The following is a 23,662-nucleotide window of genomic DNA, read 5'->3' on the forward strand; positions in this document are numbered from 1 at the left end:
TTGACATGCGGTCGAAAATAGGTAAAATGCCGCGTCTTTCAGATTCGTAATCATTTCAGATACACAGTAATTATAGGAGCAACACGGTGGCAAATTCACCCCAAGCCAAAAAACGTGCACGCCAGAACGAAAAAGCTCGCAAGCACAACGCCGGCCTGCGCTCCATGGCGCGCACCTACTTGAAAAAAGTAGACGCAGCCATCGAAGCAGGTGACGCAGAACAAGCTAAAGCGGCTTTCGCAGCAGCGGTACCCGTTCTGGATCGCATTGCTGATAAAGGCATTATTCACAAGAATAAAGCCGCTCGTCACAAGAGCCGCCTGAACAGCAAAATCAAAGCCTTGGCCGCCTAAGCTAGTTAGCGCTCAAGCATAAAAAGCCGGCTTTATGCCGGCTTTTTTGTGCCTATCGCTCCACACTGCAACAGCCACCCCGCCCCGCTGTCACAAATCTTTCAAAAAACTGGCACACAACCATCAAAAAGCTAACGTATAACTCTGTGCAGGTAAACAACACAGGATTAACGCCATGCTGCCAAGAGAACATTACCTTAAGCAACCGTTTCAGGGGCACCGTGACTTGCAAAACCCCGAGGCACTGACCAGCGCTCAGGCGCGCCTGATTAAAAAGCACGGCTCTCTTATTACGGCGTTGCTTAACGATGACGTGCTTAACCCGAGCCTAAGCGATATGCGCACGGTTAAAATCATCACCCAAAAAAGCACCCCCACTAACCCGGTAGAGCAAGCCTGGCTCAAGTACGAGGCGCTGCTGGCCGAGCAAAAACCCAAGCGCCGCCTCAAGCGCAGCGCTTAAGCCCTCCCCCCTCCAATTCAACCGTTTGCCTGACACCGGTTTGCGTCAGGCAAACACCCCGTAACACTGACCACCTAACGCTTCTTTGCGCACCACCGGTAGATTTTTGTCGCAAATCACAATATGATAGCGCTACCATCTGATTGCTACGCCACAAACCACTCCCTTAAAGGGTTGGCCTGTGCGTCAAATTCGCGCCGGGCTGAACGATAAAAGGCCGGGCATAGCAGCAAGCCTATAAATAATAATTGCGAGGGCAGACAGTGTTACAGCAAACACCCAACGATAGATTGGCAAAATTAAGCTGGCGCGAGCGGATTGGCTACGGCTTGGGCGACGCTGGCTTTAACTTTTACTGGGCTATTATTGGGTCCTACTTAATCTTTTTTTATACCGATATATTTGGCATATCGGCGGCGGCGGCCGCCACCATGGTGACTGTCACCAAAATTGTCGACGCCTTTACCGACCCAGCAATGGGCGCTATTGCGGACAAAACCAACACACGCTGGGGCAAATTCCGGCCCTACCTACTGTTTGGCACCTTACCCATGATGGGCGCCGGTCTGCTTACCATGACCACGCCCGACTTAGATGAAAGCGGCAAACTTATATGGGCCTATGCCACCTATATGATTTTGATGCTGACCTACACCGTCCTCAACATGCCCTATAACTCCCTCTCCGCCGTTTTAACGGCCGATCCGCAGGAGCGCAACACCCTTAACAGCACTCGTTTTTTCTTTGCTTACTTCACCGGCATTATTGTCGGCGCCGCGACCCCCGATTTAGCCGAGTATTTTGGCGGTGGCGATCGTTACAGCCCCATTGGCTGGCAAATTACCATGAGCATTTATGCCGTCATAGCCTCTATTTTATTTGTGATTACGTTTGCTACCACCAAGGAGCGTATTGCGCCGCCGCCCGAACAAAAGTCCAAGCCGCTAGAGGATCTAAAAAACCTGCTGGTCTGCAAACCATGGATCATTATTTTTATACTCGCCATGGTAATTATGACCACCTTTACCCTGCGCGGTAGCTCCGCCACCTATTACTTTAAATACTTTGTCGAGCGCCCCGATTTGCTCGGTGCGTTTATCGGCTTACAAGTGTTAGGGCTTATGATTGGTGCCATGTCAGCATCGACCCTGACGCGCTATATTGAAAAAGTAAAACTCCTAATGATACTGATGGCGATTGTCAGTGTACTGTGCTTTGCGTTCTCCTTTGTACCCAAGCCAGATGCGTTGGGCGTGGTCGACGTTAATGACGCCGAACGCACTAGCCTTAAAGCCCAGGATTTATTAGGCGAAGCTCATCAACCCGGCGATACTTATGCCTGGACTCGCTACCAAAAGGTCTTTTGGATTATTAAAGATCGGGTTGCCCTCGACGATAACTCTGCAACTTTAGAGCTTGCAGGGCTGCAGAACGAAACCATCAGTGTCATAAAAACCCGCGCGGATGGTTCAGTCTTAGACAGCGCAGAAATCCCCGGTGAAATCCTATTAATGTTTGCGCTCAGCATTTTAATTAGCTTGGCGCTAGGGCCCAAAGCCCCAATAACCTGGGCAATGTATGCCGACGTGGCCGATTACAATGAATGGAAAACCGGCCGCCGTGCTACGGGCATGACATTCTCTGCCACCACTTTTTCACAAAAACTAGGCAGCGCAGCGGGCTCCGCAATTATGCTTTCAGTACTAGCGATGCTGGGCTACGAGGCCAATCAGGTGCAAAGCGACGCATCCCTAGAGGGAATCGTGTATATGCAAACGTTAGCCCCAGGCGCCTTTGCGTTTATCGCCATTATCGCGCTACTTTTTTACGATTTGACCGGTGACAAACTGGCCAAGATTCAAAAAGAGCTGAGTGAGCGCAAGTACACCACCGAGTAGCCATCAAGCTCCCATAAATCTCCTACGCTTGAGCGCCGCAGTTATTGGGCGCTCTTTTTTCACGAGGTCTCTATGCTTTTTCCTGCCACTGACGGTTCGTCCTACCATCTGACCAGCCCCGTTTTAATGCCTCGCGCCGCCGGTTTTTTGTGGAACCGACAAATGATGATCCAGATGAACTGTCGCGGTTTTGCCGTCGCGCAGTTTATGCAACCGGAGCCGGCTAAATACGCCTACGCTCCCAATCTGGAAGCAAAGACCTTTATGCAACCAGAGCAGCCATACTACGCCCATCATCCCGGTCGTTTTTTTTACGTAAAAGACGAGAACACCGGCGAAATCTTTTCTGCCCCCTACGAGCCGGTGCGCCACCGCGACAGCGAGTTCTGCTTCTCCCCCGGCAAAAGCGATATCCGTTGGACGGTGAAATGCAGCGATTTAGAAATCAATCTGCGCCTTGCCCTGCCAGTAGACGATGTGGTGGAGCTGTGGGAAGTCTCCGTTAAAAACCTTAGTGGACGATCACGCAACATTAGCCTCTACCCCTATTTTACGCCTGGCTATATGAGCTGGATGAACCAAAGCGCAGAATACCGCAAAGAGTTAGGGGCCATTGTCGCAAGCTGTGTCACCCCGTATCAAAAATACCCCGACTACTTTAAAAACCAGCACTTTAAAGATAAGACCTATTTTTTGCACGAGCGCGACCCGGCTGCTTGGCAGGTTCAACGCGAAGCCTTTGAAGGCGAAGGCGGGCTGCACAACCCTGACGCACTGCAACACGAGCAACTCGCCTGCGATGACGCCCGCTATGAAACGCCACTGGCAGCACTGCAGTATCGCCTTAACATAGCCTGCGATGCACAAGAGACTTTTCGGTTTGCCTTTGGGCCAGCGTTAGACGATGCCGAAATAAAACACATTCGCGAGCGCTATCTATCTGAGCAAGGCTTTGCCATAGCGCGCGAAGAATATGCCGACTACATCGCCTCGGGCAGCGGCGTGCTGCAAATTGAAACACCCGACGACGGGCTGAATAATTTTGTTAACCACTGGCTTGCCCGCCAAGTGTTTTACCACGGCGATGTCAACCGCCTAAGTACCGACCCGCAAACCCGCAACTACCTGCAAGACAACATGGGTATGAGCTATATTAAGCCGGCCGTTGCCCGCCACGCGTTTGTACATGCCCTAAGCCAGCAGGAAGCCTCCGGCGCCATGCCCGACGGGATACTGCTGCACGAAGACGCGGAGCTTAAATACATTAACCAGGTGCCGCACACCGACCACTGCGTGTGGCTGCCCGTATGCCTAAAGGCCTACTTAGATGAGACCGGCGACTTTGCCCTGCTTAGAGAAACTGTGAGCGGCTCAGACGGCAAAATCCTGACCGTTGCCGAGCGCATCAGCGCCGCCATGAGCTGGCTGCTAAGCTCGCGCGATGAACGTGGCTTGTCCTACATCGCCCAGGGCGACTGGTGTGACCCAATGAACATGGTGGGCTACAAAGGCAAAGGGGTGTCCGGCTGGTTAAGTGTTGCCACCGCCTACGCCCTTAACCTGTGGGCGGATATCTGCGAGCAAAACACCATTAACACCCCACAAGATTTTCGCGCGGGGGCCGATGAGATCAACGCGTCAGTGAACAAACACCTGTGGGACGGCGATTGGTATGGCCGCGGCATCACCGATGACAATGTCACGTTCGGCATCAGCAAAGACAAAGAGGGGCGTATATTCCTCAACCCACAAAGCTGGGCCATACTCGCTGGCACCTGCACAGATGAGCAGCGCGCAAAAATGATTAAAGCCGTGGAGGCACAACTGGAAACCCCCTACGGCGTCGCTATGCTCGCCCCCGCCTTCACCGCCATGCGCGAAGACGTGGGCCGGGTAACACAAAAACACCCCGGCTCGGCCGAAAATGGCTCGGTCTACAATCACGCCGCTATTTTCTATATTTACAGCCTCTACACCATTGGCGAGGCCGACCGCGCCTACAAACTGCTGCGCCAGATGATTCCGGGCCCAGACATGCAAGACTTTGAGCAGCGCGGGCAAATGCCCATTTACATTCCCAACTACTATCGCGGCGCCTACCACCAGTACCCTCGCACCGCAGGACGCTCAAGCCAGCTGTTTAATACCGGCACGGTGAGCTGGGTATACCGTTCACTGGCGGAAGGATTATTTGGCTTAAAGGGCGATGGCAGTGGTTTACGAATCGAGCCACAGCTTCCTGCCGACTGGCCAAGTGCTCACGTAACCCGCCGGTTTCGTGGTGCACAATTGCACGTCAACTATCGTCGCACCAATGATGTTGCCGGCCTACAGGTTTGGCTCGATGGTGTTCAGCAAACGAGTAATCGTATTGAGGGGTTAGAAGCAGGTAAAGATTATAAGCTTGAGGTAGTGATCGGCGACGAGCGCTAAGCGCTCGCCATCCGGGTTGATTGGCGCATCCGTATCTCAAAGCCGATGTCCACCTGCTTCTCTTTATTAGGTACGCCTTTAAGCACATTCAAAATCATCTGCGCCGCCTGTACCCCCATCTCATAGCGCGGCACATGGACGCTCGACAGTGACGGGTTTACAAAGGCCGAGGTCTCAAAGTCGTTAAAACCGCACAGGGCTAAATCTTTCGGGACGCTCAGGTGCATGCGCTGACTTTCAAACAACGCCCCCAGCGCCAAGTCATCATTACAGCAAAACACTGCATCCAACTTACCACCAGAGGTGCTAAGCAAGCCGCGCAGCAGCTCGCCACCGAGGGCAATTGATGACGGTGACGGCGTGGTGGTAAAAAGCTCGCTGTGATACAAATCTTGAGTTTGCAGCGCCTCTTTAAAACCCGCCATCCGCTGCTGCACCCGGGTGTCCATGCGCGCGCCGATAAAACCAATGCGTTGATAACCGCAGGCCATCAGTTTTTGTGCAACCTCAAAACCGGCCTGAAAATGCGAGAAGCCTATATTCATGTCCAACGGCTCCTCTAAAATTTCCATCATCTGCACCACCGGGATCGCCGCCGAGCTGAGCATGCGCTGGCAGGCACGGGTCTGATCGCCACCGGTGACAATCATTGCCTCGGGCGACTGACTGAGCAGTGTGCGAATCATGTTCTCTTCTTCGATGGGCGAGTAGTGGGTATCGACCAACAACACTTTATAACCACCAGCCCCGGCGACATCATAGATACCGCGTAAAACATCGTTAAACACGACGTTAGAAAGCGACGGGATTGCCACTCCAATCACTTGCGAGCGAGCTGACGCCAGCGAGCTGGCCGACTGATTAGGTATATAGCCAAGAGTGTCAATCGCCTCGCGCACGCGGTGACATAAATCATCCGACACTTTATCGGGGTGATTTAACACGCGCGAGACGGTAATCGCACTAACACCAGCAAGCTTCGCCACATCGGCCAAAGTCGCCCGTTTTGATTTGGTATTGCGCGTGCGGCCTACCATAACACTGTCCTAATAAAAATTTACATTCGCTCGATCGCGCATGGTAGCACAGTGGTAGATGTTTGCGCTATCATAAGCATTGTCAAGCCACCCCCTTATTCGACGCCTAAGACCGAGCTAAGTGAGAACGCTAATGCCATACACGGAGCAACCCGTTTTAGTCATCGTTATGGGGGTCTCCGGTACCGGTAAATCCTGTGTCGCCAAAGCGCTCGCGCAACATTACGGGTACCGCTACATCGATGCTGATGACTTTCACAGCGATGAGGCTAAGGCATTAATGGCCAAAGGAACGCCCCTTACTGACGCATTACGCGCCCCCTGGGTGCACAACATTGGTGCCTATTTACGTGAATGCGCCGCCGCCAAGGTAAGTTGTACGCTGGCGTTTTCAGGTTTGCGTAGTGATCACCGCCAGCAATTACGCCAACTGCCCTTTCGCCGAGTGTTTATCTACCTTGCGGGCAAAAAATCCACCATTGCCGAGCGTATGAATCGTCGGCAAGACCATTTTATGCCCTCCAGCCTACTCGATAGCCAACTAGCTAGTATGCAATCACCCACGGCCGAGCCCGAGGTCAGCAAAATCTCTATCGAGCCGCCGCTCGAGGAGGTCATCGCCAACTGCATCGAGAAAATCGACGACCGAATAGCTCAGAGGCCTCAACCACTGGACGCTCACTGACAGCGGCATATTACTTGCGTTACATTAGGCCTGCTCACACTGCAAAAGGCCCGCAGCAATGACAACCGATTTTCTCTCCCTTGATGAACTGCACTGCAAAGTACACGCACTGCTCGAAACCCTCTACCCCAACCGGGATACCGACGAGCTTACCAAAGCTTGTCTGGACGCTATTGGTCCGCGACAAAATAAAGACGTGGTGGCCCCCGAGCGGCTCTGGTCCGAAAAAGACAGCCTTTTGATTACCTATGGCAACTCGGTTCGTGAAGCGGGCCATAAACCGCTCGACACCCTGCAAAACTTTTTACACGACAACCTCCAGAATGTGTTTAGCGCCGTACATGTACTGCCGTTCTTTCCGCACTCGTCGGACGATGGCTTTGCCGTTATCGACTACACCCAGGTCGACCCGGAGCTGGGTGACTGGGACGATATCAATGCACTGTCCCACGACTTCAAACTGATGGCCGATTTGGTGATTAATCACGTTTCCAGCCAGAGCCTGTGGTTTCGCAATTATCAGTACGGTAAAGACCCAGGCCGGGGCTACTTTGTCGAGGCCGACCCCAACTACGACTTAAGCAACGTAGTACGCCCACGTACCAGCCCGCTGCTGCGCAAAACAGAAACCGCCGAAGGCATTAAACATGTGTGGTGTACTTTTAGTCACGACCAAGTTGATGTGGACTTTCGCAACGAGCAAGTGCTACTGGAGTATCTACGTATTATCGGCCGCTATTTAGACGAGGGGGCGCAGTGGATTCGGCTGGATGCCGTTGCTTTTTTATGGAAGGAGCTGGGCACCAACTGTATTCACTTGCCGCAAACCCACGATGTCGTAAAACTGGTACGCCTGCTCACCGAGTACAAAAACGCGCACGCGCTGCTCATTAGCGAAACCAACGTACCCAATCGTGAAAACCTCACCTACTTTGGCAACAGCAACGAAGCCCACATCATTTATAATTTTAGTTTGCCGCCACTGGTTATTCACGCGCTGCTCGCGGGCGATTGCAGCTACTTAAAAAGCTGGATGATGAGCATGCCCCCCTCACCCGTGGGCTGCACTTATTTAAACTTTACCGCCAGCCACGACGGTATCGGCCTGCGACCCGCCGAGGGGTTACTCAGTGATGGCGAGCTGCAACAAATGCTAGGCACGCTAGAATCGTTTGGCGGTCGCATATCAACCCGAACCGACGCCGAGGGCAACGAGAAACCCTACGAGGCCAACATCGCCCTGTTTGATGCCTTTAAAGGCACGTATAACGGCACCGACAAATGGCAAGTCGAACGGCTTATTTGCTCGCAAACTATCATGCTTGCCGTTGAAGGGATTCCCGCGTTTTATATTCATACGCTGTTTGCCACACCCAATGACGAAGACAAACTCGAAGCCACCGGCCACAACCGTTCAATCAATCGACGCAACTGGAGTTTAAGCGATTTACAGGCGCGTATTGATGAACCCGGCGGCCCAGGCCAGCGAGTTTTTGATGAACTGAGACGGCTTATCCGGCTGCGTTCACATCAACCGGCATTTCATCCCAATGCCACACAATTTACGCTGCACATACGCCCTGAGATTTTTGCCTTTTGGCGGCAGAGCATGCGCCGTACACAAAGTATTTTTTGTATCTACAACCTAAGCGACCAACCGCAAGAGGTGAGCCTTTCGGATTTAAACCTAATCAGTACCGAGACCTGGTTCGATTTAATCAGTGATCAACCGATCACTGACCTATACGGAAAAATCACGCTCAGCCCTTATCAAGCGCTGTGGCTGACCAACTACAACGAGCCCTTATAGACCACCCGTCAATACTCACCCCAACCTGAGCTTAAACCATAACCGTCGTGGATTGAGCTCGGCGCCTCTTTACTTGCATTTTAACGTCAGCTTGGTAAAAATACATCCAATAGCAGTCTCTGCTAGTTTAGATGATAATAACGAAACAAGGATGATGTATGCCCATACACTCAAGAGCCCTGTCGCTCCTGTTTATTAGCACGATTGCCGCACTGTCATTCACGTTAAGCGCATACAGTGCAGCCGCCAGCCTTAGCGTTGAGAATTTCGCGCAATTACCTGATGCCGATGGGTTAACGCTAACACCTGATGGCCAGAAGGTTGCCGCTTTAGTCCGCGTAGATGCAAAAGATCAAAAAGGCATTGCGGTTCAGGTAACCAACCTCAACACTCAAAAGAAGAAATTTCACCTCTTTACGGATAACAGCAAATATTTTATTTCCAGAGTCCAATGGAAAGACAGTAATACTCTATTAGTGCACACCTTCTACCCCTCCCGCCGAGATACCTGGACCGGCTGGGGGCAAGTGCGTGGCGACACCCGGGAAACACGACTGCTTATTATTAATACCGAGAGCGGCGACGTCACCCGTCCGTTTAAGCACACATTCCTCGACGACTTTCGGGTTTTACCCGTATCTCAAGACCAGATCGTCGACCTCTTACCCGATGACCCGGATCACCTATTGATGGCAATGCCCGGTTTTTCTGGCGGCCCCTATAACGTGGTTTATAAAGTCAACATCCGCAATCAACGCGTCACCGCCGTACAAAACTCAGAGCCTAGTATTATGGGCTGGGGGACCGACCTGCAACACCGAGTGCGTGTTGGCCTACGCTTTAACGACGGCGTTGTTAGCAGCCAAATTTACGACTTAAACACCAAACAATGGCGTGAACTTTGGCCGTACACGCCCTTCTCTAAAGCACAAACCTCTGTTATCGGCTTTGCTAAAAACCCTGATATTGTTTACCTACGCGCCGCTTACAAAGACCGCCTTGCGATTTTTAAAACCAACTTAACAGACCCAAAACTTGAAAAAACGCTGGTTTACGCGGACCCTACCTACGATGTCATGGGCTCGCTGATTTACGACCCGAACACCGCCGACGTTATTGGTGTTAACTCCGCCTCTCATCAGGGCTCTGTGTACTTCTCAGATAAACTGAGTGCACTGCAAAACAGCATCAATAAGCTAATGCCCGACACACAGAACTTTATTTACGATCTGACAGACGACAAAAACCGCTACTTGCTCTATACCACCGGCGCCAAAGAATCAGGGACTTACTATTTAGGTCAGCGCAACCCGGCTAAACTAACGGCGCTAGAATACCGTTACCGCAACTTACCGCCAGAAGTCTTGAGCAGCACGAGAGATTACCACTACAGTGCCCGCGACGGCTTGAGCATTGAAGCCTGGCTGACTCTACCCAAGGGCAAAAAAGCCAAAAAACTTCCAACCATCCTATTTCCCCATGGCGGGCCGCAGGCTAGGGACAGTGCCGCATTCGATTACTGGGCCCAATTTTTTGCCAATCAAGGCTACGCTGTTTTACAAATGAACTTTCGTGGCTCCGTTGGCGAAGGTTTTAGCCACCGCAATGCAGGGTTAAAAAAGTGGGGCCAAGAGATGCAAGACGACATCCAGGACGGCGCCTTACAATTGATTAAAGATGGCATTACCGACCCCGATAAAATTTGCCTCGCAGGTGCCAGCTATGGCGGCTACGCGGCGTTAATGGGCACGGTTAAGACACCGGATTTTTACCAATGCGCGATCAGCTTTGCCGGGGTCAGCGATGTTTTTGAGTGGGTTCGGGGTAACCGCGACTTTCGCTCAGCGCACAACATTGTCGATGAACAGATCGGTGAGCTTGGCGAGCAGTTAAAAGATGTATCACCCGTCAATCACGCCGAGAAAATCAAAGTCCCGATACTGTTAATACACGGCGACTCCGATCGACAAGTGCCCCCAGAACACAGCGAACGCATGTACGATGCTCTGCAGACATTAGACAAACCGGTAGACTACATCGTATTAGAGAATGAAGGTCACTTTCTTGCAAATGAAGACAGCCGGGTAACAACCTTTAACACCATAAGTCGCTTTCTCAACAAACACCTGCCCATCAACGCGCAATGATACGTAAGGAGAGTGACGAGTTCACTCTCCTTACCTAGTTAAAGAGTGCACCTTAAAAGCCTCAGTTTTCATTATCGCCGGCATTACGCCCATTAGACATGGCTCTAAAACCCACTAGTCCCCAATCTAGCTCAAAGCGATTACACCTAAATCTGACTAGCACAGCATCACGCCTTAAATGTCATCTTCATCGGCCTCTACAGCACTCAGTAACCGTTGATATACATCCGGCACCGCACTTAACACCCGCGACCAATTCGCCATAAAAGGTTTTTCGGTCGGGTCATTTAAAAACTGTTCACCGGCGCGCATGATGCACTGGGTAAACTGCTCTACGGTTTCCTCTTCTTTGTTGCGATCGAGCGTCATGCCGTTAATCACGGCATCGTTATGATAGCGATCAATCAAGTCTAATGCTAAGCGATAATAGCTTGCTTTAAGTGTGCGAAACACTTCGGGCGTAAACACCTCACCTTTAATAGCAAGTTTTCGGAAAAACGACTTGGAAATATCGGTACTCATTTTTGACAGGCCAGCATCTAAATCATCCGCCGACAAATCCTGATGCTTATGGTCGTATGCATCGGCAATATCTACCTGACACACCCGCTCATCGGAGTAGCGGCGGTTTACCTCAGACAATACGCCAATCTCTAGCCCCCAATCGCTAGGAATACGAATACTACTGACCACATCCATGCTCATCGAGAACTCACCGGCCAAGGCATAGCGGAAGCTGTCGATAAAGTCTAAATAATCATTATGACCACACACTTTTTGCAGCGCGCGCACTAATGGTGAAACAAGCAAGCGGCTGACACGACCGTTTAACTTTCCGCCCGCAGCGCGGTAGTAGTAGCCTTTACAGAACATGTAATTAAAGGTGGGGTGGGCAATGGGGTAAAAAAGTTTGGCGACGATATCGCGCTTGTAAGTGACGATATCACAATCGTGTAATGCCACAGCCCGGGCGCGGCCTTTAGCCAGCGCATAACCCAAGCAGTACCAAACGTTGCGGCCTTTGCCCAATTGTTGCGGCGCGAGCCCTACTTCATCCAACACTTTGTCGACGGCTTTTAAACGCGGGCCATCGTTCCACAAAATTGAGTGCTTTTGTGGCAAGCGGGCAAAGAATTTTTTGGCTTTTTTGTACTGCTCCTCATCGGCGCGATCGAGGCCGATAATAATTTCATCTAAAAATGGCACTTTGGACAACTCGTCGACGATGTTTTCCATCGCAGGGCCTTCTAGCTCAGAGTACAAGCAAGGCAACACCAAGCACATGGGTTTTTGCTTACTCCACTCCAGCAACTCGGCCTCTAACTCTTCAATGGGGCGGTCACCTAAATTGTGCAGTGTTCCGATACGGCCATTCTGAAAAAAATCGCTCATTACGCTTCCTCGCCATTGCGCAGCGCTTGCAACGCTGCTTCAACACCGGCGCGCCAACCTCTCGCGCCCTCTTGTGGTGCACGAATCTCATTTAAGAGCTCATCATCGTGCATATAGGTTCCATCTTTGTGCGGCATTACCACTGCCTGATCCACCTCTTTGAGCATTACCAGGTCATTAGGGCTATCACCCAAGGCAATGCTCTTTACTTTCGCCCCATAATGGGACTCATAGGTGTTCAGCAAATAGCGTACCGCATCGGATTTATCGCAATGGGCCATTACGTGATAAAAACGACCACCTTTAACCACCCGTAAATTGTGCTTGCTCAGTTGTTGGGCAAACTCAATTAACGCCGACTCTTTGTCGTGCCACAGCAAAGGCTCTGTCGCTAAACGCTGCATCGCTTGGGCGGCCGCCGCCTCGCTTAAGCCGGTGCAGTCGACGACGTTAGCCACGCTCATATCGGCAAAGCCGGTAAAGTCATAATGTCGCTTTAACTCAGCTAACAACGTCAGTATTTGTGGCCGCTTGGCGCCTTGCACAAACTGCCATGCGCCATCGCTAAAGGTAAACGAATCAGTCGCGATGCCAAAAGACTTTACCCATGCCTCGGGCATAACAATAAGACTGCCGTTTTCACACACGTAGGGATCGGTAATTACAAGCTCAGCGCACAATTGCGCCATCTCAGCACGGGTTTTACTGGACACTAAAATAAGCGGCGTACCATTTGCGCGAAGTTCGTCAATGGCCGGCATGGCTGCTTTATAGGAGTAATCATCGTGATTTAGTAAGGTGCCATCTAGGTCGGTAAAAACAACCGTATGATAGGCGCGGGAATGGCTATCGGTTGATATCAAGGTAATCTCCCATAGTACAAAATAGCGAGCAATATAGATCAGCCAGTCAGGTGGCAGTCGATCTTGGCGATACTGTGATCACGCTCGAGTTGTAATAATATATCCGAGCGCGCAGGCATTTCTTGCAACATCCAACGAGTTAAACGCTCGTAATGCGCGATAAAACGCTCGATCTGACCGCTGCTCATCACTCGCGAATGTGACAGCTCTTCTGGCGTTAGCGTATCCCGTAACTTTTGCTCTTGCAGTTGACGCCATTGCAATACCTGATCAAACGATGGTGCTTTTAGCATCACCAGAAGGTTAAGCTTATCGAACAACTGCTGATACTCACGCAAACGCTGATTGACGAATTCTCGCCAATGCCCGTCGGCATCCTCATTAACTTCTAGCGAGTTCACAGGCTGCGTTAAATCACTGGCGCGCTGCGCGCGAGCCCCCACACACCACCCCTCAAAAATAATCACTTGCGGTCGCCCGATCACAATATCCCACTGTTCCGGTGGGCGGCGATCGTCCGTCGCTTTGTTAAAGCGCGGGATCATCGTTTGGGTGCCCGGCTGGGCGCCAGCGAGTTGCGCAAACACATCTAACGCTAAGGGTAAATCATGGGTGCCGGGTACGCCGCGCGTGGCCAATAGCGGGTGCACTTGTTCAGCCAACTGCTGGCGGCTGGCGAGGGATAAATATAAATCGTCAATCGAGATTTGGCAGACGGTTAAATCGAATTGCTGCTGTAGCAAGTGTTGCAGTATGTAAGCGGCGGTCGATTTGCCCGTCCCTTGCGCGCCGTTAATGCCGACAATAACCGGCGCGTAAGGGCTGGCCTCGACTTTGCTCGCACAATAGCCAGTCAGCGGTGTATAAGTACGCGTTAGCTGCTCGGCCACGGCCTTTGACAAGCGCAGCTCGCGCTCCAGCAAACCCGCAACCGGTTCGTGACCGCGGGGAGCCCGGCCTAGCTCGGTAAAATAATCGGGCCACAGTGAATCTGGACTAACGGACATGGCAGTCCCCTTTTATGTTGTCGTCACCACCCTTAGTACAAAGCACAAAGCTTGCCAAATAACCTAGACAAAAGTTATGACGCAAAAATGACGAACAACGAGGGGAGCTAACACCAAAGACAAAACGTTTGCATAGAGCGTTAGCTCACCGACAAATGCGCCGTGTACCAGTGTCCCCAGATACGACAACGGGTGTCGCCGTGTAAATCCGTTCGGTGCCGAACTTGCCATGGCGCAGGCACAACAGGGCTCGCAAAACGCGCTTGCGGATACAAGCGGCGCAATGCCGCCCCCCAATAATAAATGCGTCGACGAGCCCCCGGGGATAAATAATCGTACACAATATCGCAGCGAGCGTTATTAGGTGTTTGACTACACAGGGCTAAAAGCATTTGCCACTGATCGGCCGAGAGCCAAGCAGCCGGACTTTCGGCCATTATAAGCACCGCCCCCTGCCATTGCTGCAGCGCTTTTTGCACATCACTGGTGAGCTGCTCGGCGCTGACCCCGCGACAACGGTAATGGTCGGTTAATGGCAAATAGGCCTGCTGCGCCTTTACAAGCTCAGGGGAGTCCAGCTCTAGCCAATGGAACCTGGGCCAGTCCAACTGCTGACTCAAACGATGAAACCGCGTGTTCAAGCCAGCCCCGATATTAATGACCAAGGCGTTTGGCTCCTCTTGTAAAAACGTCAGACAACGTGCATCAAGCGCGCGGCTGCGCACCACGGCTAACGGCTCCGCACGCGAGACCGGCGTGCGATCACCGCCCGAGACGATGCTCATCAGTTGGGCGGCCGCGCTATCGACCAAGCCGAGCTCTGGCCAGCGCTGCGCGGCTATAGCATGACTGTACAAACGGTCCAGCTGAGCTCTGGCCAACCACTCACTCACGGCACCAGCACCGGCGCAGCTGCAGATACCGTGGCTGAAGGCGGCTCCGCATCGAACTTTAGAGCTAGCGACAGCGCATAACCCACGGCGTATAAATAGGGATTACCCACCGTTTCCAGTATCGGGCTGCCGCTAAGTCGCCGAAGCGTTTCGCGCGTTGCCCATCGTGCCAACCGGACACTTCCAAAGCGTTGTAAAAGATAATCCTGAAGCTCTCCCTGCATATGCGTTAACTCGGCCGACTCGCGCACTTAACCTCCTCCTAACAAAGCGACAAAAGATAATGATTCTCATTATCTACAAATACCTAGAAATTGCAAGCGGATAAACCGATAGGTGCGGAGTACACCTCAAAAGGTCGACGGCAGGATTAAGAAACAAAAATGCTCAAAGGGCACGAAAGAACACAACAGATCAGGTCAGCGCGACCCGATCTTTAATGGGGGAATCAATCAATATACACAGAAAGGCATACGGCGGTTTTAGGGGTTACTTACAGAATGTTCCAGCTTTTTAACTCAACACCATGTTGTCGCGGTGAATGAGCTCTTCATCACTTTGGTAACCCAGTAACACGGTAATTTGGCTGCTTGGTTGCCCAATAATTTTGCGGGCATCACCAATAGAATAGTTCACCAACCCCCGTGCAATCTCGCGACCGCTACTGTCAGTGCACACCACCATATCGCCGCGACGAAAGGTGCCCTGCACGGCTTTAACCCCTACCGGTAACAGACTTTTACCTTGGCCAGACAACACCGCCACCGCGCCGTCGTCTAGCACTAAGGTGCCGCGGGTTTGCAAGTGCCCGGCCAACCAGCGCTTGCGGGCCGCTTGTGGCTCTTGATCAGCCCATAGGTAGGTACCAATATTGTCGCCCGAGGCCAATCGCTTTAACGCATTATCTTGTCTTCCACCGAGAATAATAGTGTCGGCACCCGAGCGCGCAGCGACACGTGCAGCTCGCACTTTGGTAATCATACCGCCGCGCCCAAGGCTACCGCCGTCACCGGCCATCGCATCGAGAGAGGGGGCGGCCGCCGCCACTTCAGATATCAGCTTTGCGGCGCGATTGCTGCGCGGGTCGGCGTCAAACATACCGTCCTGATCGGTCAGTATCACCAATAGGTCGGCATCAATCAGGTTGGCCACCAAGGCACCTAAGGTGTCGTTATCGCCAAAACGAATTTCGTCGGTTACCACGGTATCGTTTTCATTCACCACGGATACGACACCTAGCTCCAGCAAGGTAATCAGTGTTGAACGTGCATTAAGGTAGCGCTCACGGGATGATAAATCATCGTGATCAAGCAGCACCTGGGCGGTGTGCAGACCAAACCGGGCAAACTCAGCCTCGTAGTTTTGAATCAGCCCCATTTGACCGACGGCCGCTGCCGCCTGCAACCGGTGCAGCTCGGTGGGGCGCTCGCTCCAACCAAGCCGAGTCATGCCCGCCGCGACCGCGCCCGATGACACCAGCACCAACTCTATACCCTGCTTTTTTAGTTCGGCCATTTGTTCGGCCCAGTGGGCAATGCCGGCGTAGTTTAGGCCTTTACCGTCATTGGTCAGTAGCGCACTGCCAATTTTTATCACCCAACGGCGGGCGGTCTTTATTTGATCGCGTCGACTCATGAACCTTTACACTCAGCCTTTACACTTTAGCCATTAGGGAACGTAGACCACTTCAACATCGTCATCATCATCGTCGTAAAAGTCGTCGTCATCGTGACTTTCACCCTCTTTGGCAGCCTTACGTGCCGCTCGGTGCTCCTCGCGCAAAGTATCAATACGCTCGCGAACTTCGGCTTGCATTTTATCTTGGAAATCGTACTCGATTTGCTTGAGGTCGGGGTCTTCGCGCTCGGCCTGCCAGCGCGCCTCAAGACTCTTCATCAAGGCCGAGGCCAGCGCCTCCGTGCCCAGACCGCTAGCGGCGGCTATATGATACACCGGCCCTTCCCAGCCCAGCGCATCGACAATTTCTTGGCAGCGCTGCTCGCGTTCATGATCGGGCAGCAAATCAATTTTATTCAGCACCAGCCAGCGCTCACGCTCGGCCAGTGACGGACTAAAGGTGGTAATCTCCCGGGAGATCGCTTGCACATTTGCCACTGGGTCAGAGCCATCGGGTGGCATTACATCCACCAAGTGCAATAAAACACGACAGCGGGTTAAGTGCTTTAAAAAGCGTATCCCTAAGCCGGCACCATCGGCCGCACCTTCAATCACACCGGGGATATCGGCCACCACAAAACTGCGGTGCTCCTGCACTTTTACCACGCCCAAGTTGGGTATTAAGGTGGTAAACGGGTAGTCAGCCACCTTCGGTTTGGCCGAGCTAACCGAGCGAATAAAAGTACTCTTACCGGCGTTAGGTAAACCCAGCAGGCCAACGTCGGCTAACACTTTCATCTCAAGCTTAATTTCGCGCACTTCGCCTTCGCTACCGTTTGAGGTCTGGCGCGGCGCACGGTTGGTACTGGATTTAAAGCGGGCATTACCCAACCCGTGAAAGCCGCCCTGAGCGACCTTAAGCACCTGGTCAATCTCCGTTAAATCACCCAGCGTCTCGCCGGTATCAACGTCAATCACGGTGGTGCCGACCGGTACCGGCAGGATTAAATCCTCGCCGCCTTTACCGCGACAATCTTTACCACGACCGCCCTCGCCGCTCTGGGCGCGAAAACGCCGTGTGTAACGGTAATCGATCAGCGTATTTAGGTTTTCGTCAGCTTTTAAAAAGATACTGCCGCCATCGCCGCCGTCACCACCATCGGGGCCACCTTTAGCGATGTATTTTTCACGGCGAAAACTCAAGCAGCCATTACCGCCCTTACCCGCCTCGACAACAATGGGTGCCTCATCGACAAATTTCACAGCAACTCCCGCGCTATTGGCTTATACGCCCCGTGGCGTAAAACATTATTCTAACAAATAAAGAGGTCTAACAAACAAAAAGAGCCCCATCGCGTACGACGGGGCTCTTTTCAGTTCGGCGCAGGGGCAAAACCCCTCAGCCGAGCAACAGGTGCAGACGTTTTAAGCGCTTACAACGCTAACAAAACGACGGTTGTGCTCACCTTTTACGTCAAATTTAATTTGACCGTCTGCCTTGGCAAACAAAGTGTGATCTTTACCGATACCTACGTTGGCGCCAGCGTGGAACTTAGTGCCGCGCTGACGAACAATGATGCTACCTGCAGAAACTGTTTGGCCGCCGAAACATTTAACGCCAAGGCGTTTACTTTCCGAATCGCGACCGTTACGAGTACTACCGCCTGCTTTTTTATGAGCCATGAGTCAACTCCTAGATTAACCTGTGATACCGGTGATTTTTACTTCAGTAAACCACTGACGGTGGCCCTGACGCTTCATAGAGTGCTTACGGCGACGGAATTTGATGATTTTCACCTTATCCGCACGACCGTGGCTGACTACCTCGGCAGTCACTTTGGCACCAGCGACAACCGGACCGCCAATTTTGACGTCGTCACCGTTGGCAACCAGGTAAACTTTATCGAATTCGATTTTCTCGCCAGTGGCGACTTCGATTTTTTCGAGCTTCAGGGTTTCACCTTCCACTACACGGTGTTGCTTACCACCGCTTTCAAAAATTGCGTACATAAATGCTCCAATCGTCTTGGACGGCACGAAGTTACGCAGCTTTGCCGCGTATTCAACTGACTTGCGCCGTATCATCAGCTTTAGGGGCGGCGATTTTAGGCGAAACCGCCGGCTATAGCAAGGCCCAAAAGAAATTATTTGCCAGGCCATTGGCAACCGCACGCCCCTTGGTGTTATGGCCTGTGAGGCCCTATAATGCCGGGTCTTTTATAATCGTATTACTATCATCAACTCATAACCGCAGGGAATTTTGGCCCCAATGCAAGAGCAATATCATCCGTCCGAGGTAGAATCTAGCGCCCAGCAACACTGGGAAGAACATCAAAGCTTTGCCGTGCGCGAAGACACCAGCCGCGAGAAGTTCTACTGCCTGGCCATGTTCCCCTACCCCAGCGGCAAACTGCACATGGGGCACGTGCGCAACTATACCATCTCGGACGTGATCGCCCGCTTCCAGCGTATGCAGGGCAAAAACGTTTTGCACCCCATGGGTTGGGATGCCTTTGGCCTGCCGGCCGAAAACGCCGCCATCAAAAACAACACCGCACCGGCTAAGTGGACTTACTCTAACGTCGACTATATGAAAGGTCAGCTCAAGCAGCTGGGCTTTGGTTTTGACTGGTCCCGCGAGCTGGCCACCTGCCAGAGCGATTATTACCGTTGGGAGCAGTGGTTTTTTACCCGCCTGTACGAGAAAGGCTTGGTGTATAAAAAGAACTCTGCCGTTAACTGGTGCCCCACGGACCAAACCGTACTGGCCAACGAGCAAGTAGAAGACGGCTGCTGCTGGCGCTGCGGCACCACTGTACAGCGCCGCGAGCTGGCCCAGTGGTTTATTAAAATCACCGCCTACGCCGACGAGCTATTAAAAGACCTCGACAAGCTGCCCCACTGGCCCGAGCAAGTAAAAACCATGCAGCGCAACTGGATCGGTAAAAGCCGCGGCATTGATATGCGCTTTGACCTGGCCCAACCCGTGGGTGAGCACGCAGGTTTTGACGTTTATACGACGCGCCCCGACACCATTATGGGGGTAACCTACGTCAGCCTCGCCGCCGAGCACCCAATTGCCGCCGAGCTTGCCAGCAACAACCCGGATCTGGCTGCTTTTATAGCCGACTGCAAAGAGCAATCGGTCGCTGAGGCCGACATGGCCGCCATGGACAAAAAAGGCATGGATACCGGCCTAAAAGCACTGCACCCTATAACCGGTGATGAAGTCTCGGTATGGGTCGCCAATTACGTACTGATGGATTACGGCTCGGGTGCGGTGATGGCCGTGCCCGCCCACGACCAGCGCGACTTTGAATTTGCCAAGAAATACGACTTGCCGATTCATCAGGTCATTGCCCCCAAAGACGGCGCCGAGATCAATTTAACCCAAGAAGCTTTTGTCGATAAAGGCGTGCTGGTTAACTCCGGCGAGTACGATGGCCTCGATTTTAAAGCCGCCTTCGATGCCATTGCCCAAACCCTTAAAACCGCGCAAAAAGGCAAGGTGCAAACCAACTACCGCTTGCGCGATTGGGGCGTTTCACGCCAGCGTTACTGGGGCACGCCCATCCCAATGCTAAACTTGCCCAATGGCGGCGAGATAGCCGTCCCCGCCAGCAAGTTGCCCGTGCTATTGCCAGAAGATGTCGTTATGGACGGTGTCCAATCGCCCATCAAAGCAGACCCCGAGTGGCGCAAAACCGAGATCGACGGCCAAGCCGCCGAGCGCGAAACCGATACCTTCGACACCTTTATGGAGTCGTCTTGGTACTACGCGCGCTACACCTGCCCCAACTACGCCGACGGCATGCTCGACTCTGATGCCGCCAATTACTGGCTGCCAGTGGACCAATACGTGGGCGGTATTGAGCACGCCATCTTGCATCTTTTATACGCGCGCTTTTTTCACAAGCTAATGCGCGACGAAGGCCTAGTTGAATGCGACGAACCCTTCGAGCGCTTACTGTGCCAGGGCATGGTGCTGAAAGACGGCACCAAAATGAGCAAATCCAAGGGCAACACTGTCGACCCGGCCGAACTGATCGAGCAATACGGCGCCGACACCGTGCGGTTATTCTCAATGTTTGCCGCACCGCCCGAACAGAGCATGGAGTGGAGCGACTCAGGCGTTGAGGGCGCGCACCGCTTTTTGCGCCGCCTATGGAAAAACGTCCACGCCCATTTGGCGGCTGGCACACCGGACAAGCTCGACACCGAAAGCCTCAACGATGCTCAGCGCGACTTGCGCCGCAAAACCCACGAGACCATTCATAAGGTCAGTGACGATTACGGCCGCCGCCAGACCTTTAACACCGCTATCGCTGCGGTGATGGAGCTTATGAACGAGGTGGCCAAGCTGGCCGACCGCGCCACCGGCCAAGGCCTTGCGGTTGAGCGTGAAGCCTTAAACGCGGCCACATTGTTGCTGGCCCCGATCGTGCCGCATATTAGCCAGTCGCTATGGCAGGCACTGGGGCACAATGACATCCCCTTGGATGCCCCGTGGCCCAGCGTGGATGAGTCAGCCCTAAAGCGCAGCAGCATCGAAATTGTGGTTCAGGTCAACGGCAAAGTGCGCGATAAAGTGCAAGCCCCGGTGGATGCCGAGCGCGATGACGTCGAGGCGTTAGCGTTGGCGCAAGAGAACGTGCAACGCTTTATCGACGGCGCCACTGTGCGTAAAGTCATCGTCGTTCCCAACAAACTCGTCAACATCGTTGCCAATTAAAAGGAACCGCTCATGAAGGCGCTGATTCTTAGCCTGTCGCTGCTACTGCTGACCAGTGCCTGCGGTTGGCACCTGCGCGGCAGCCTAAACCCGCCGCTGGAGTTTGAGCGTATCCGGGTGGTCAGCTCTGAAGAGCATACCGAACTGCTGCGCGAGCTCACCCGCTCGCTGGCAAGCCAGGATATTGAGATTGTCGCCGCCGACGAAAACCCCGAGTACATTTTAGCACTGGGTGACGAAACCACCCGCCGCCGTACCGTGGGCATCGGCGCCGACACTTTGGCGAGCGCTTACTCGATTACCTTAATGGTGCGCTACCAAATTTTAACCCCCGACAATGTTCCCGTAGGCGCGCAAGAGCAGGCGCGCGTTACCCGCAGCTACGACGCATCCGACTCCACTGGCATTGAGCGTGAAGAAGAAATCCTAATGAGCGAAATGCGCGTTGACCTTGTGCAACAAATGATGCGCCGCGCTTACATTTTACTTCAGGACGACAACGGCGCCGATGGCAAAACTGCGCAGTGATCAACTCAGCCGCGCGCTGAGTGGCGCGCTGGCACCGATCTACCTTGTCAGTGGCGACGAGCCCTTATTGGTGCAAGAGGCCAGCGATGCCATTCGCAACGCTGCCCGCGAGCAAGAGTACAGCGAACGCGAGCTGCATCATATCGACCCCGGATTTGACTGGGGCGTACTGCACGCCAGCGCCAACAGCTTGTCGTTGTTTGCCAGCAAAAAAATCATTGAGCTGCGCATCCCCAACGGCAAACCCGGCGACAAAGGTTCGCGCGCACTTACCGAGTACGCCAGCGCCCCGCCGGAGGACACGATTTTACTGATCGTCACCGGCAAGCTCGACGGCACCGCGCAGCGCAGTAAGTGGTACAAAGCACTTGAGGGCGCCGGCGCGCACGTAACCATTTGGCCGGTAGACGCAGCGCAACTGCCGCGCTGGATTGGCGCACGCCTGCAAAGCGCGGGGTTAACCGCCGACAGTAGCGCTATCGACTTATTAGTCTCGCGGGTCGAGGGCAACTTACTGGCTGCCGTACAAGAAATCGAAAAATTAAAACTACTCACTGACGACGGCGTTATAACCAGCCAGCTTATGGCCTCGGTGGTGGCCGACAGCGCCCGCTACGATATTTTTACCTTGGCCGATAAAGCCCTTGCCGGAGACGCTCGCGGCGCCGTTAAAAGTCTGCACGGACTACGCTCCGAGGGCACCGAGGCACCCGCCGTGCTGTGGGCACTAACTCGCGACATCCGCCAACTGTTGCAGTGCGCGCAATTGATTCAACAAGGGCGCCATAAAGATTGGGCGATGAAACAGGCCGGCGTCTGGGCCAAGCGCCAGGCCATTATGGGCACCGCGTTAAATCGCTTAAGCGGAGGCCAACTGCAACTGCTGTTGCGCCAAGCCAACGGTGTCGATCGCGCCATCAAAGGTATGCGCAACGCCAGCCCGTGGGATGAGCTGCTCGATCTAGTGCTCAGCTTTTCCGGTGTGGTAAGCTTAAAACCCGCCAACGTACGGCTTGGCTTAAAACTCTAACCCTCAACAAGACCTCTCCGCCATGAAGACACGTATAAACGCCCTACTCATCAGCTTTCTGCTCGCCCTTGTAACCGGTTACCCAGCGCTTGCTAGCGCCCTGCCCTCCACCGACCCAGTACCACGCACCAAGCAGTTTGAGTGGATGAGCCTCTCAACTTGGTATCAAAAACACGCCGACGACGTCAAAATCGCCGAAGCGGGTAAAGCGCGCGTGGTATTTTTAGGCGACTCCATCACCGACAACTGGAACAAAGCCCAAGCCACCTGGGACGCCACCTTTGGCCCCTATCACCCGGCCAACTTTGGTATTGGCGGCGACTTAACGCAAAATCTGCTGTGGCGCCTGGATCACGGAGCCATTGAAAAGCTTGACCCGGAAGTTGTGGTGATTTTGATCGGCGTTAACAACTTTTTGCACAACAACACCAACGCCCAAGACACTTTCACCGGTGTGAGCGAAGTGGTTAAACGCGCATTAAACGGCTACCCCAACGCCCATATTGTGCTGCAAGGTATCTTCCCCTACGGCGAAATGCCGGGCACCCCGGAGCGCCAGCGAGTAAGCGCGACAAACCAGCTAATCAAACGCTTAGCCGACAACGACCGCATCGACTATTACGACTTTGGCCCACTGTTTTTAGAGGCCGATGGCCGCATTAGCGCCGAGATTATGGAAGACCGCCTACACCCCTCCGTGCGCGGCTACCAAATATGGGCCGAAGCGTTGCAACCGATTTTGTCAGCGCTACTGGATGCCAAGGGGTCGTAAAT

Annotated in this window: 20 protein-coding genes; 11 read left to right on the plus strand and 9 right to left on the minus strand. The window is 53.2% G+C overall.

Annotated features, from left to right (window positions below; all coding sequences use genetic code 11):
• The first annotated feature begins 86 nt into the window (after positions 1–86).
• The 4 genes from rpsT (at position 87) to ACGHAD_RS11540 (ending at position 5,147) form a co-directional block, all read left to right on the plus strand.
• Complete coding sequence (gene rpsT, locus ACGHAD_RS11525) at positions 87–353, plus strand: 30S ribosomal protein S20 (RefSeq protein ID WP_339614714.1); 267 nt, start codon at positions 87–89, stop codon at positions 351–353.
• A gap of 175 nt (positions 354–528) precedes the next feature.
• Positions 529–816, plus strand: coding sequence for a DUF413 domain-containing protein (gene maoP / locus ACGHAD_RS11530; protein WP_382417636.1), 288 nt, complete (start codon positions 529–531; stop codon positions 814–816).
• Between the two features lie 263 nt (positions 817–1,079).
• Positions 1,080–2,714 (plus strand): MFS transporter, encoded by a 1,635-nt coding sequence (locus ACGHAD_RS11535; protein ID WP_382417638.1) that lies wholly within the window; start codon positions 1,080–1,082, stop codon positions 2,712–2,714.
• Positions 2,715–2,786: 72 nt separating this feature from the next.
• Entirely contained in the window at positions 2,787–5,147 is a 2,361-nt protein-coding gene (locus ACGHAD_RS11540) for a GH36-type glycosyl hydrolase domain-containing protein (protein WP_382417640.1), read from the plus strand.
• On the opposite strand, the gene ACGHAD_RS11545 is transcribed toward ACGHAD_RS11540, so the two are convergent.
• On the minus strand, positions 5,144–6,184 hold the full coding sequence (locus ACGHAD_RS11545) for a LacI family DNA-binding transcriptional regulator (RefSeq protein WP_382417642.1): 1,041 nt from the start codon (positions 6,182–6,184) through the stop codon (positions 5,144–5,146). The genes ACGHAD_RS11540 and ACGHAD_RS11545 overlap by 4 nt on opposite strands.
• Before the next feature lie 133 nt (positions 6,185–6,317).
• Between ACGHAD_RS11545 and ACGHAD_RS11550 the strand changes: the two genes are divergently transcribed.
• The 3 genes from ACGHAD_RS11550 to ACGHAD_RS11560 all read left to right on the plus strand — a co-directional run bounded on the left by ACGHAD_RS11550 (position 6,318) and on the right by ACGHAD_RS11560 (position 10,826).
• Positions 6,318–6,869, plus strand: coding sequence for a gluconokinase (locus tag ACGHAD_RS11550; RefSeq protein WP_382417644.1), 552 nt, complete (start codon positions 6,318–6,320; stop codon positions 6,867–6,869).
• Between the two features lie 58 nt (positions 6,870–6,927).
• Complete coding sequence (locus ACGHAD_RS11555) at positions 6,928–8,679, plus strand: alpha-amylase family glycosyl hydrolase (RefSeq protein WP_382417646.1); 1,752 nt, start codon at positions 6,928–6,930, stop codon at positions 8,677–8,679.
• Between the two features lie 158 nt (positions 8,680–8,837).
• Positions 8,838–10,826: an alpha/beta hydrolase family protein gene (locus ACGHAD_RS11560; RefSeq protein WP_382417648.1), complete on the plus strand. Its 1,989-nt coding sequence runs from the start codon at positions 8,838–8,840 to the stop codon at positions 10,824–10,826.
• A 174-nt stretch (positions 10,827–11,000) separates the two neighbouring features.
• On the opposite strand, the gene ACGHAD_RS11565 is transcribed toward ACGHAD_RS11560, so the two are convergent.
• The 8 genes from ACGHAD_RS11565 to rplU all read right to left on the minus strand — a co-directional run bounded on the left by ACGHAD_RS11565 (position 11,001) and on the right by rplU (position 18,608).
• A complete protein-coding gene (locus tag ACGHAD_RS11565; protein ID WP_339614705.1) occupies positions 11,001–12,218 on the minus strand; it encodes a glycosyl transferase in 1,218 nt (405 codons plus the stop codon).
• Positions 12,218–13,081, minus strand: coding sequence for an HAD-IIB family hydrolase (locus tag ACGHAD_RS11570; protein WP_382417650.1), 864 nt, complete (start codon positions 13,079–13,081; stop codon positions 12,218–12,220). Before ACGHAD_RS11570 ends, ACGHAD_RS11565 begins: the two co-directional genes overlap by 1 nt.
• A 38-nt stretch (positions 13,082–13,119) precedes the next feature.
• Positions 13,120–14,088 (minus strand): phosphoribulokinase, encoded by a 969-nt coding sequence (locus ACGHAD_RS11575; RefSeq protein WP_382417652.1) that lies wholly within the window; start codon positions 14,086–14,088, stop codon positions 13,120–13,122.
• 140 nt (positions 14,089–14,228) lie between these two features.
• Positions 14,229–14,981: a class I SAM-dependent methyltransferase gene (locus ACGHAD_RS11580; protein ID WP_382417654.1), complete on the minus strand. Its 753-nt coding sequence runs from the start codon at positions 14,979–14,981 to the stop codon at positions 14,229–14,231.
• A 513-nt stretch (positions 14,982–15,494) separates the two neighbouring features.
• Positions 15,495–16,616, minus strand: a complete 1,122-nt coding sequence (gene proB / locus ACGHAD_RS11585; RefSeq protein ID WP_382417656.1) for a glutamate 5-kinase — start codon at positions 16,614–16,616, stop codon at positions 15,495–15,497.
• Between the two features lie 33 nt (positions 16,617–16,649).
• The gene (cgtA, locus tag ACGHAD_RS11590) at positions 16,650–17,861 is read right to left on the minus strand and encodes an Obg family GTPase CgtA (RefSeq protein WP_382417658.1); all 1,212 of its coding nucleotides are present in this window, start codon (positions 17,859–17,861) and stop codon (positions 16,650–16,652) included.
• 162 nt (positions 17,862–18,023) lie between these two features.
• A complete protein-coding gene (rpmA, locus tag ACGHAD_RS11595) occupies positions 18,024–18,281 on the minus strand; it encodes a 50S ribosomal protein L27 (protein ID WP_041522800.1) in 258 nt (85 codons plus the stop codon).
• A gap of 15 nt (positions 18,282–18,296) precedes the next feature.
• On the minus strand, positions 18,297–18,608 hold the full coding sequence (rplU, locus tag ACGHAD_RS11600) for a 50S ribosomal protein L21 (protein ID WP_339614697.1): 312 nt from the start codon (positions 18,606–18,608) through the stop codon (positions 18,297–18,299).
• Between the two features lie 259 nt (positions 18,609–18,867).
• Between rplU and leuS the strand changes: the two genes are divergently transcribed.
• Genes leuS through ACGHAD_RS11620 form a run of 4 tightly spaced genes read left to right on the plus strand, consistent with a single transcriptional unit; the run spans position 18,868 to position 23,660 of the window.
• The gene (leuS, locus tag ACGHAD_RS11605) at positions 18,868–21,330 is read left to right on the plus strand and encodes a leucine--tRNA ligase (RefSeq protein WP_382417661.1); all 2,463 of its coding nucleotides are present in this window, start codon (positions 18,868–18,870) and stop codon (positions 21,328–21,330) included.
• A 12-nt stretch (positions 21,331–21,342) separates the two neighbouring features.
• A complete protein-coding gene (lptE, locus tag ACGHAD_RS11610) occupies positions 21,343–21,858 on the plus strand; it encodes an LPS assembly lipoprotein LptE (RefSeq protein WP_339614695.1) in 516 nt (171 codons plus the stop codon).
• On the plus strand, positions 21,839–22,888 hold the full coding sequence (holA, locus tag ACGHAD_RS11615) for a DNA polymerase III subunit delta (protein WP_339614694.1): 1,050 nt from the start codon (positions 21,839–21,841) through the stop codon (positions 22,886–22,888). Before lptE ends, holA begins: the two co-directional genes overlap by 20 nt.
• A 22-nt stretch (positions 22,889–22,910) precedes the next feature.
• Positions 22,911–23,660, plus strand: a complete 750-nt coding sequence (locus tag ACGHAD_RS11620; protein WP_382417664.1) for a GDSL-type esterase/lipase family protein — start codon at positions 22,911–22,913, stop codon at positions 23,658–23,660.
• The last annotated feature ends 2 nt before the right edge of the window (positions 23,661–23,662 follow it).

Source organism: Gilvimarinus japonicus (genome assembly GCF_042847215.1).
Classification (GTDB): domain Bacteria; phylum Pseudomonadota; class Gammaproteobacteria; order Pseudomonadales; family Cellvibrionaceae; genus Gilvimarinus; species Gilvimarinus japonicus.